Annotated in this window: 10 protein-coding genes and 1 other annotated feature; of the genes, 8 read left to right on the forward strand and 2 right to left on the reverse strand. The window is 42.5% G+C overall.

The window, feature by feature from the left end:
- Positions 1-41: 41 nt before the first annotated feature.
- The 6 genes from D8790_RS09845 to D8790_RS09875 all read left to right on the forward strand — a co-directional run bounded on the left by D8790_RS09845 (position 42) and on the right by D8790_RS09875 (position 6,251).
- On the forward strand, positions 42-839 hold the full coding sequence (locus tag D8790_RS09845; RefSeq protein WP_125388460.1) for a formate/nitrite transporter family protein: 798 nt from the start codon (positions 42-44) through the stop codon (positions 837-839).
- A 128-nt stretch (positions 840-967) separates the two neighbouring features.
- Positions 968-1,309 (forward strand): hypothetical protein, encoded by a 342-nt coding sequence (locus D8790_RS09850; RefSeq protein WP_015604705.1) that lies wholly within the window; start codon positions 968-970, stop codon positions 1,307-1,309.
- Between the two features lie 59 nt (positions 1,310-1,368).
- Positions 1,369-1,503, forward strand: a sequence feature (ribosomal protein L10 leader region).
- Between the two features lie 38 nt (positions 1,504-1,541).
- Complete coding sequence (gene rplJ / locus D8790_RS09860; RefSeq protein WP_001287277.1) at positions 1,542-2,042, forward strand: 50S ribosomal protein L10; 501 nt, start codon at positions 1,542-1,544, stop codon at positions 2,040-2,042.
- Between the two features lie 72 nt (positions 2,043-2,114).
- Positions 2,115-2,483: a 50S ribosomal protein L7/L12 gene (gene rplL / locus D8790_RS09865; RefSeq protein ID WP_001196964.1), complete on the forward strand. Its 369-nt coding sequence runs from the start codon at positions 2,115-2,117 to the stop codon at positions 2,481-2,483.
- A 249-nt stretch (positions 2,484-2,732) separates the two neighbouring features.
- Positions 2,733-4,469, forward strand: coding sequence for an ABC transporter ATP-binding protein (locus tag D8790_RS09870; protein ID WP_125388461.1), 1,737 nt, complete (start codon positions 2,733-2,735; stop codon positions 4,467-4,469).
- Positions 4,470-4,478: 9 nt separating this feature from the next.
- Positions 4,479-6,251 carry an ABC transporter ATP-binding protein gene (locus tag D8790_RS09875; RefSeq protein ID WP_125388462.1) on the forward strand — a complete coding sequence of 591 codons (1,773 nt, stop codon included), beginning with the start codon at positions 4,479-4,481 and terminating at the stop codon, positions 6,249-6,251.
- 90 nt (positions 6,252-6,341) lie between these two features.
- Here D8790_RS09875 and D8790_RS09880 read toward each other — a convergent pair whose 3' ends face one another.
- The gene (locus D8790_RS09880; protein WP_125372314.1) at positions 6,342-7,025 is read right to left on the reverse strand and encodes a B3/B4 domain-containing protein; all 684 of its coding nucleotides are present in this window, start codon (positions 7,023-7,025) and stop codon (positions 6,342-6,344) included.
- A gap of 55 nt (positions 7,026-7,080) precedes the next feature.
- Positions 7,081-8,094 (reverse strand): YdcF family protein, encoded by a 1,014-nt coding sequence (locus tag D8790_RS09885; protein WP_125388463.1) that lies wholly within the window; start codon positions 8,092-8,094, stop codon positions 7,081-7,083.
- A gap of 229 nt (positions 8,095-8,323) precedes the next feature.
- Between D8790_RS09885 and brnQ the strand changes: the two genes are divergently transcribed.
- Together brnQ and D8790_RS09895 are read left to right on the forward strand one after the other, a co-directional pair.
- Entirely contained in the window at positions 8,324-9,655 is a 1,332-nt protein-coding gene (gene brnQ / locus D8790_RS09890) for a branched-chain amino acid transport system II carrier protein (RefSeq protein WP_125388465.1), read from the forward strand.
- Positions 9,656-9,896: 241 nt separating this feature from the next.
- Positions 9,897-10,781, forward strand: an 885-nt coding sequence (locus D8790_RS09895) for an SSURE domain-containing protein (RefSeq protein WP_125388464.1), incomplete at its 3' end; no start/stop codon positions are given.

Here is a 10,781-nt window from a genome sequence, read left to right on the forward strand (position 1 = left end):
TGTGATATACTGTACATAGTTTAACTTAGAGGAGAATTATTATGGTCGAATCGACATTTATTCCAAAAATAGAAGCAGCTTGCCGTAAGAAAGAAGGCTTGTTCGACACAAGCAAAGGGAAGTATGCTGTTCGCTCTATCTTTGCGGGGGCCTTTCTGACTTTCAGTACAGGAGCAGGAGCTATTGCGGCAGACCTGACAAATAAGATTGTCCCAGGAACGGGTCGTTTTCTCTTCCCTTTTATCTTTGCTTGGGGATTGGCCTACATCGTCTTTCTGAATGCTGAGCTGGTGACTTCCAACATGATGTTTTTGACAGCTGGCACTTTCTTGAAGAAGATTGACTGGAAAAAAGCATTGATTATTTTGTTCTATTGTACTTTCTTTAACTTGATTGGGGCTCTGATTGCTGGGTGGCTCTTTGCTAATTCGGCGGCTTATGCGGGACTTAGCAAGGAAAGTTTCATTGCTGGTGTTGTGCAGATGAAGCTTGCCCGCTCCAATGAACTTATTTTACTTGAGGGAATACTAGCCAATGTATTCGTTAATATTGCGATTCTTTCCTTCGTCTTGGTGAAAGATAGTACAGCTAAGCTTTTCTTGGTTATTTCAGCCATTTATATGTTTGTATTTTTAACCAACGAACACTTGGCAGCTAACTTTGCTTCTTTTGCTATCGTCAAATTTAGCTCAGCCGCATCACAGGTGGCAAATTTTGGTATTGGAAATATCCTGCGTCACTGGGCTGTGACCTTCGTAGGAAACTTGATTGGTGGTGGTCTTCTAATCGGTCTGCCATATGCTTGGTTCAANAAAAAAGAAGAATATTATGTAGTTTAAAATGTAGCCTTAGGGCTACATTTTTTTGAAGAAGTGACGCTCTGATTTCCGTCTAGATCTGCCTAAATTGACAAACATATAAAATTTTGTTAAACTTTATTAGTATTTTTATATTTAAGGAGATCTTGATGAATAAACTTACTATTCAAGCACCAGATGGTAGCAATGTTAAAACTTTGTCACCTATGTACTCTATTACAACCTTGCTATTTAACTTTTTCGTTCCTCTTTTTCGTAAAGACTGGAAATACTTTGGGATCATGCTTGGATCACTGTTTGTATTTGCTGTGATTGCAACACTTCTTATCCCAGATGATTTCTTGAGACCTGTAGGAACTGCCTACAACTTGTTTTGGGCCTTTTTCTATAATCGTCTTTGGATAAAAGACCGAGTTTTCACAGATGGCTGGGTGCCTGCTGACGATGCTAGTAAAGCCTTGCTTGACAAGACTTTTCCTAAAAATGCATAAAAAATTAAAAAGATTGCACAAAAAGCTTGCAATCTTTTTTTTCTTTTGCTATAATTATTAATGGTTTGAAAAAACTGCCTAAGACAGTAGGGGAGCTCGACTCATAAAAATCCTACCGAGGACAAAACGTATCATGTAAAAGAAGCGTATTGTACTTTCGTGTCTAGGTTTGGGCGCGTTTTTCTTTTAGAAAAATTCCCCAAGCAAAATAATTACGGAGGTGAAACACTAAATGAGTGAAGCAATTATTGCTAAAAAAGCAGAATTAGTTGACGTAGTAGCTGAGAAAATGAAAGCTGCTGCATCAATCGTTGTTGTGGACGCTCGTGGTTTGACAGTTGAGCAAGATACTGTTCTTCGTCGTGAGCTTCGTGGAAGCGAAGTTGAGTACAAAGTGATTAAGAACTCAATCTTACGTCGTGCAGCTGAGAAAGCTGGTCTTGAAGATCTTGCATCAGTATTTGTTGGACCATCTGCAGTAGCATTTTCTAACGAAGATGTTATCGCACCAGCGAAAATCTTGAACGATTTTTCTAAGAATGCAGAAGCACTTGAAATTAAAGGTGGTGCTATCGAAGGCGCTGTCGCATCAAAAGAAGAGATTCTTGCACTTGCAACTCTTCCAAACCGCGAAGGACTTCTTTCTATGCTCCTTTCTGTACTTCAAGCGCCAGTTCGCAACGTTGCACTTGCTGTCAAAGCAGTTGCAGACAACAAAGAAGACGCAGCTTAATCTTAAGCTACGCAGCGTAGCCTAGCTACAAAAATTATTATAAAAATATAAACTTATTTGGAGGAAATAACAATGGCATTGAACATTGAAAACATTATTGCTGAAATTAAAGAAGCTTCAATCCTTGAATTGAACGACCTTGTAAAAGCTATCGAAGAAGAATTTGGTGTAACTGCAGCTGCTCCTGTAGCTGTTGCTGCAGCTGGTGCTGCTGACGCTGGTGCTGCTAAAGATTCATTTGACGTTGAATTGACAGCTGCTGGTGACAAAAAAGTTGGCGTTATCAAAGTTGTACGTGAAATCACTGGTCTTGGCCTTAAAGAAGCTAAAGAACTTGTTGATGGTGCACCAGGTGTCATCAAAGAAGGCGTTCCAACTGCAGAAGCTGAAGAAATCAAAGCTAAATTGGAAGAAGCTGGAGCTTCAGTTACTCTTAAATAATAAGGTATCCAATTTAAAAAACCAAGTCTTTCGACTTGGTTTTTTGTAATTATTTAAGTTGTAACAATTTGTATTAAATAACGTATTCTTAAAATATAGTACAAACTCGAAGAAAAGATATGCTGATAAGTCTTTACGCTCTTTCATATTTCTGCTATAATATTTTTAATAAGGCGTGCATTTGCGCGCTCTTTTCTGTCTAAAAGTACTCTTCAGTGCTTTTTTATTGTTATAGAAAATGGAGGGATTATGCTTTACATTTGGTCTTATTTGAAACGCTACCCCAAGTGGTTGGTGCTGGATTTTGTATCGGCCATCTTTTTTGTAGTGGTCAATCTAGGGCTGCCAACGGTTTTGGCGCGCATGATTGACGAAGGAATTAACCAGGGCGATCAGGAACGCCTGTATTTCTGGGGCTTTATCATGCTACTAGTTATTATCCTTGGGATTTTGGGGCGGATCGTCCTCTCCTATGCCGCTGGAAAATTAACGACCAGCATGGTGCGGGATATGCGGAATGATCTCTATGACAAGCTACAGGAGTATTCCCATCATGAGTATGAGCAGATTGGCGTTTCTTCGCTGGTGACGCGGATTACCAGTGATGCCTTTGTCCTCATGCAGTTTGCTGAGCAAACGCTCAAGATGGGAGCTATCACGCCTATCATGATGCTGTCGTCCATCCTCATGATTTTCCTGACCAGTCCGTCCATGGCTTGGATTGTGGCGATTTCAGTGCCTTTTTTGGCAATCGTAGTCTGGTATGTGGCGGTCAAGACGCGACCCCTGTCTGAAAAGCAGCAGAAGACGCTGGACAAGATCAACCAGTATGCTCGGGAAAATCTGACCGGTCTGCGGGTCATTCGAGCCTTTGCCCGTGAGGAATTTCAGGAAGAGCGCTTCGCTAATGAAAATGAAATCTATGCGGAGAATTCCAACCGTCTCTTTAAGTTGACGGGTTTGACGGAGCCTCTCTTTGTGCAGATTATCATTGCTATGATTGTGGCCATTGTCTGGTTTGCTCTTAAGCCACTGGGCAGCGGCGAGCTGAAAATCGGGGATTTGGTTGCCTTTATCGAGTACAGTTTCCATGCCCTTCTATCCTTCCTGCTCCTGTCCAGTCTCTTTACCATGTATCCACGGACGGCGGTTTCTAGCGAGCGACTGAAGGAAGTCATGGATATGCCTATTTCCATCGATCCAAATGAGAATGGGATCACGGAAACTGCGACTCGTGGCTATCTGGAATTTGACAATGTAACCTTTGCCTATCCAGGTGAGACGGAAAATCCTGTCCTGCATAATATTTCTTTTAAGGCCAAGCCGGGGGAAACGATCGCCTTTATCGGCTCAACAGGCTCTGGGAAGTCTTCCTTGGTTCAGTTGATTCCGCGTTTCTATGATGTGACCTTGGGCAAGATTTTGGTAGATGGTGTGGATGTCCGTGCCTATAATCTCAAAGCCCTCCGTCAGAAGATTGGCTTTATCCCGCAGAAAGCTCTGCTATTTACTGGGACGATCGCTGAAAATATCCGCTATGGTAAGGAAGATGCTAGCTCTGAGGAGCTCAATCAAGCAGCAGATGTGGCTCAGGCTCGTGATTTTATCGAGAGCAGGGAAGAGCGCTTCGAGACGCATTTGGCTGAAGGCGGCAGCAATCTTTCTGGTGGACAAAAGCAACGCTTGTCCATTGCGCGTGCGGTTGTCAAAGAGCCAGACATTTATATCTTTGATGATTCCTTCTCGGCTCTGGACTACAAGACAGATGCGACTTTGCGCCGCCGACTCAAGGAAGTGACGCAGGATGCAACGGTTCTCATTGTGGCTCAGCGGGTTGGAACTATTATGGATGCGGATCAAATCATTGTACTAGACAAGGGTGAAATCGTGGGTCGAGGCCGGCACGAGGAGCTGATGGAAAATAATGCCATCTATCGTGAAATTGCCAATTCCCAGCTCAACAGCCAATCATTAACAGAAGAATAGGAGGAAGAGATGAAAGAAAATAGTTTTGTCCGCTTATGGGGCTATCTAAAAGTCTATAAAGCAGCTGTGCTTCTTGCAGTCTTCCTCAAGATTGTCAGCGTGGTCATGAGTGTCCTAGAGCCTTTTGTCCTAGGGCTTGCCATCACAGAGCTGACACAAAATCTGCTGGATATGGCCAAGGGAGTGCCCGGTGCAGCCATCAATAGCAGCTATGTGGCTTGGATCATGCTCCTTTACTTCATTCGTGCCCTCTTTTATGAGATTGGTGCCTATTTCTCTAACTATTTTATGACCAATGCTGTGCAGAGCACCGTTCGCGACATGCGCAATGAACTCAGTCGTAAAATCAATCGAATTCCTGTTTCCTACTTTGACAAGCACCAGTTCGGTGATCTGATTGGGCGTTTCACCAGCGATGTGGAGACCGTCTCAAATGCACTCCAACAAAGCTTTTTGCAGGTGGTCAATGCCGTTATGACCCTGATTTTGGTCATCGGAATGGTTCTTTACCTGAATGTCCAGCTGGCCTTAATCGTTATCGTCAGCATTCCTCTGACTTATTTTGGAGCTAGATTTATTCTTAAAAAATCCCAGCCTTACTTTAAGCAACAGGCGGATGTTTTGGGGGCTATGAATGGCTTCGTACAGGAAAATCTGTCTGGTTTTAATGTTCTCAAGCTTTATGGTCGGGAAGAGACCTCGGCTGAGGATTTTCAAGCTATTACTCAAAATTTGCAGGAAGTCGGCTTTAAAGCTAGCTTTATCTCAGGGCTCATGATGCCCGTCCTTAATGGGATTTCGGATTTGACCTATCTTATTGTTGCTCTCTTGGGTGGTTTACAAGTTATTTCTGGTCAGCTGACCATCGGGAATATGCAGGCCTTTGTCCAGTACGTCTGGCAGGTCAATCAGCCTATTCAAAACCTCACCCAGCTGGCAGGACAGCTCCAGAGTGCCAAGTCTTCGCTAGATCGGATTTTCCAGATTTTGGATGAGCCAGATGAAGTCATGGATAACACCGTCCAGCTAGACAAGGACTTGACTGGTCAAGTCAGCTTCAAAGATGTAGATTTCCAATATGTGGCAGATAAGCCGCTGATTCGCAACTTTAATCTGGAAGTTCAACCAGGTGAAATGGTGGCTATTGTTGGGCCGACTGGAGCTGGTAAGACGACCTTGATCAATCTTCTCATGCGTTTCTACGATGTGACCAAGGGTTCTATCAGCGTGGACGGCCACGATATTCGCCAGCTGTCTCGCCAAGACTATCGCAAGCAATTTGGTATGGTTCTGCAGGACGCTTGGCTTTATGAAGGGACTATCAAGGAGAATCTTCGATTTGGTAACCTTGATGCTACCGATGAGGAGATTGTGGAAGCCGCCAAATCAGCTAACGTGGACCACTTTATCCGTACCTTGCCAGGTGGTTACAATATGGAAATGAATCAGGAATCTAGCAATATTTCGCTGGGGCAAAAGCAGCTTCTAACGATTGCACGGGCGCTCTTGGCCGATCCTAAGATTCTGATTTTGGACGAGGCGACTTCCTCAGTTGACACTCGTTTGGAGCTGTTGATTCAGAAGGCCATGAAAACTCTGATGCAGGGGCGGACGAGCTTTGTCATTGCTCACCGTTTGTCCACTATCCAAGAAGCAGACAAGATTTTGGTGCTCAAGGATGGACAAATCATTGAGCAGGGCAATCACGAGTCGCTGCTGGCTGACAAGGGCTTCTATCATGACTTGTATATGAGCCAATTTTCGGATAAGAAAGAAGCCTAGACATATAAAAGAGGAAACTCAGCTGAGTTTCCTTTTTGATTTATAATTTGATGGAGTTTTACTTCAAAAACTTGTCGGGAGAAGGGTTGCTTAAAGACTTTCTGCTTGGACGACATGGGTTTCAAATTCGAGATTTGGCATGGCTGCTGCTAAATCCTGATGGATGCGTTCAAGAGCTTCTAGCCGCATTTGGACAGACGTATGGGCATTTCCTTGGATAATGAAAATGGCATTTTTGGTGTTATCATCAAATTTATAAAGGTCGCTGTCACGGACGTCAATCCAAGCAAGGATGCCTTTTTCATCTCGATAGACATAGTCGGTCGGAGCCACGTGCTTTTCCTTGGATAAGATAGGAAGGAAAATATCATCCTTCTGACTGACAGTAAACTCAATCTCATCACCGATTTTATCAAGGTCATGACCGCCGATAGCTAGGAGAGAATGCAAGGATTCTACATTATAAATATCAATAACGCTGTTAATCCTTGGAATGGAGCCGCGGTGTTGGATATTGCGGATCAAAGCTGGTACTGTTGGCGGGTTCTTTTTAACACTGCGCCCAACTTTCTGTAGCAAATTACAGTAGCCTTGGATAGTCGGATGGTCAGTGATTTCTGCTAAATTGCAGTTCAAAGCCCAGTTTTCTGCTTCCTTCTGTTTTTGGAGAAAGGCTTCTGATAAAGGTGCTTGGGGATCGACGTTTCTAGCAATGCCAAGGACGACACTTGTGATGCCAAGTTCTGCTAAACTTTTATCAATGGTAAATTTCATTTTTGACGGACCTCCATTTTTTTCTTACCATTATTGTACTCTTTTCTAGGGCTTTTTACAATGAAAAATATGAGTGGAATAAGGAGGAAAGGAAGGGAAGTAGCAGAATTCCTATGATAAACGCATGCCATTTCCAGTAGATACGGATCAAACCAGCGGTTTCTCGGATCCATGCAGAAGGAAGGAAATAGAAGGCCGTTCGAGAACCAATGCTGCGACCTTTGAGACCGACTTGTTTCATATAGATGCCAGCACGTAGCGCGTGGAAAGAATTTGTGACTAGGACAACTCGATCTTGCTCCAGTCCTTGTGATAGCATAAGCTGTTTACTGAATATGAGATTTTCAAGCGTAGTGCGAGATTTATTTTCGAGGAAAATACTGTCAGTTGGGACTCCTTTTTCCATCAAATAACCTGCCATAGCCTCTGCTTCGGAAATCCACTCGTCGTCTCCCTGACCGCCAGAGACAATGATGGCTGGCTTCCGATTAAATTTTTCATAGATGGCTAGCCCTTTATCCAAGCGCTGAGCCAGCAGGGGAGGCACCTTATCTCCAAACAATCCTGCACCGAGGATAATAATGGTCTGAGGCTCTTTCTTGACTGGAAAAATATTTAAAAAGAATGCATAGATGATATAGGAAAGATAGAGAAAGGTTCCGTAAAATAGTAGCAAATCAGCGAGGGAAATCAAAGTTGCAAGAAATGACCGAGGAGCGAGAAAATGCAGTAAAGCAAGCCCCACGATCGCTAGGCCGTAGAGAAGCGATAGTAGATTGGCTAGTCTGAGCCCCTCTAGCTGTAGCATTTGGCGACCATTAAAAATCAAATAAGCAGTAGAAGCGAAAATACTAATAGGAATTGCTAAAAGCAGGGTATAAAAGCTAATCATAGCTGGTGTATAACCAATAAATCGCTCAAGACTAACAATCGTAAGCCCAGCTAAAACAATGCCCATCATTATAAGAGTGAAGGTCAGGAGATAAGCATTGAATAAACTTCTAGGTTCCCGATAGACTAAAAAAGTAAAGATAGCAGCAGGAATGAGCCAGATTAGATGAAGTAACATATTAAAACCTCGCAAATGAACTTATAACTAGTATAGCATAAGTCTATCTAATAAAGAAAGAATTGCGTATATGATATAAATCGAAATTAAATAAAAATAATTTGTAATAAATCGAATTAAATTTCGTGATTTTATTGGGTTGAGAAAAGGCAATTTTTATTTCAAAATCCTTGCAATGAGTGGTGTTTATCGGTATAATGGAAAAATCTTAAAAAGACTGGAGATGATGATGATTAAAAAAGGATCCTTGACCGGTTTGCTTTTATTTGGAATGTTTTTCGGAGCCGGTAACCTGATTTTTCCACCTCAATTGGGTTTGGAATCTGGTCAAAATTTCTGGCCAGCTATTGGAGGCTTTGTCCTATCGGGCGTCGGTATTGCTATTTTAACCTTGATTATAGGTACTTTAAATCCCAAGGGTTATATTGATGAAATCTCGAAAAAGATTGCCCCTTGGTTTGCGGTAGTTTACTTGGTAGCCCTTTATCTTGCAATTGGTCCCTTCTTTGCCATTCCTCGGACGGCGACCACTGCATTTTCTGTCGGGATTGAGCCCATGTTGCCTACAGGTTCTCATGCCATTTGGCTTTTTGGGTTTACGCTGGTTTATTTTGCCCTTGCCTATCTGATTGCACTTAATCCATCGAAAATCCTTGATAGTATTGGTCGTTATTTAACGCCAATCTTTGCCCTATTGATTGTAGTTTTAGTTGTATTAGGCGCTGCCAAATATGGTTCCACTGCTCCTCAAGGAGCAACAGCGGAATATGCTGCTTCAGCTTTCGGCGCAGGATTCCTTCAAGGCTACAATACTCTGGATGCCTTAGCTTCTGTTGCTTTTAGTGTGGTCGCCGTGACAACCCTCAATCAGCTTGGTTTCAAGAATAAAAAGGAATATATTTCTACTATTTGGGTCGTGGGTATTCTTGTGGCACTTGGCTTTAGCGTTCTTTATATTGGCCTTGCCTTTCTTGGAAATCACTTCCCACTTAATCTAGCGAATTTGCCGAAAGGAGCAAATGTGGGAGCCTCTGTTTTGTCTTCCGCAACTCAGGCCATCTTTGGGCCGATGGCTCAAGTTTTCCTAGCAATTATGGTAACGGTGACTTGTTTTACAACAACAGCTGGACTTATCGTCTCAACTGGCGAATTTTTCCATAATACCTTCCCGAAAGTATCTTATAAGGTGTATGCGACCATTTTTACGCTAGTTGGTTTCGCTATTGCAAATCTTGGTTTGAATGCTATTATTCAGTATTCAGTTCCAGTTCTGGAAATTCTTTATCCGATTACCATTACGATTGTGATGATTGTCATGGTTAATCGCTTTTTACCACTTTCTAAACCAGGAATGCAGTTGACCATCGCAGTGGTGACCCTGATTGCTTTTGCTAGCATTTTGGGACGACAATTCAAGCTAACTGCTATTCTCAATCTGGTTAATGCTCTGCCATTTGCTCAAGCTTCTCTACCTTGGTTGCTGCCGGCTCTAGTTGGCATCTTGCTCTCGCTCCTTTTGCCAAACAAGCAAAAAAGTGACGTTTTTGAATTTGAAGCATAAGAACTAAAATTCGTCACGAAAGTGATGGATTTTTTTGACTCATTATCAATTGTAGTAGGCGATCGATGATGAAGCCTAGGAATATTTTAGGAAGTACTTTAATCTGGTTTTTGATGAGTGATAAGACGATATAAGCATTTTATAAGAGGGATTTAAGAAAAATTTTAATTTTTTCTTATTCCTTTTTAATCTTAGGGGATTATACTAGAGTCAACAAAAAAATAAACCAAAGGAGAATCCTATGAAATTCAATCCAAATCAAAAGTATACTCGTTGGTCAATCCGTCGTTTAAGCGTGGGTGTGGCTTCCGTCGTAGTTGCTAGTGGTTTCTTTTTACTAGTTGGGCAACCAAACACTGTGAATGCAGATGTTCTCACTTCAACTCCTGCTCCAGTTCTTCAAGTAGATTCATCATCAGTAGAAAAGAATGAGTTGCCAGAGACAGTTCTGAAAGAAGCTGTAGATTCAGCTCTTCCTGCAAATCAGGCGACTCCGACTCTAAAGGAAGTAGTCGATGAGACTAATCCTTTAGACAAGCCTGGCCTAGCTCCTAAGGAAGAAGTTGCAAAACTAAAAGAAGAAGAGTCTGTGTCGGAAGTTAACGAACCAAAAGAAGAGAAGGTTATGTTGGAAGTTAACAAACCAAAAGAAGAAGAAGCTAAGGCAGTGGCAACTCCTGATGCAGTTTCAAAACAAGACCGTGAAGCGACTGCTCCTCAATCAGTAACAACTCCAGAGGAAGTTAAAAAAGGCGTTGCTGAGAATACTAAAGATACAGTAGACGTTCCAGCTAGCTACTTAGAAAAAGCGAATGTTCCTGGTCCATTCTTGGCTGGTGTTAACCAAGTCATCCCGTATGAAGCTTTCGGTGGCGATGGCATGTTGACGCGCCTCTTGCTCAAATCTTCTGACAAGGCACCTTGGTCTGACAATGGCACAGCTAAAAACCCAGCACTCTTGCCGCTTGAAGGCTTGGCCAAAGGTCAATACTTCTACGAAGTGGATTTGAATGGCAACACGACAGGTAAAGATGGACAAGCCCTTCTCGACCAACTTCGCACTAACGGAACTCACAGTTACCAAGCTACTGTCAAAGTTTATGGCGCCAAAGACGGCAAACCAGAT

The organism is Streptococcus cristatus (assembly GCF_003943535.1).
Classification (GTDB): Bacteria; Bacillota; Bacilli; order Lactobacillales; family Streptococcaceae; genus Streptococcus; species Streptococcus cristatus_L.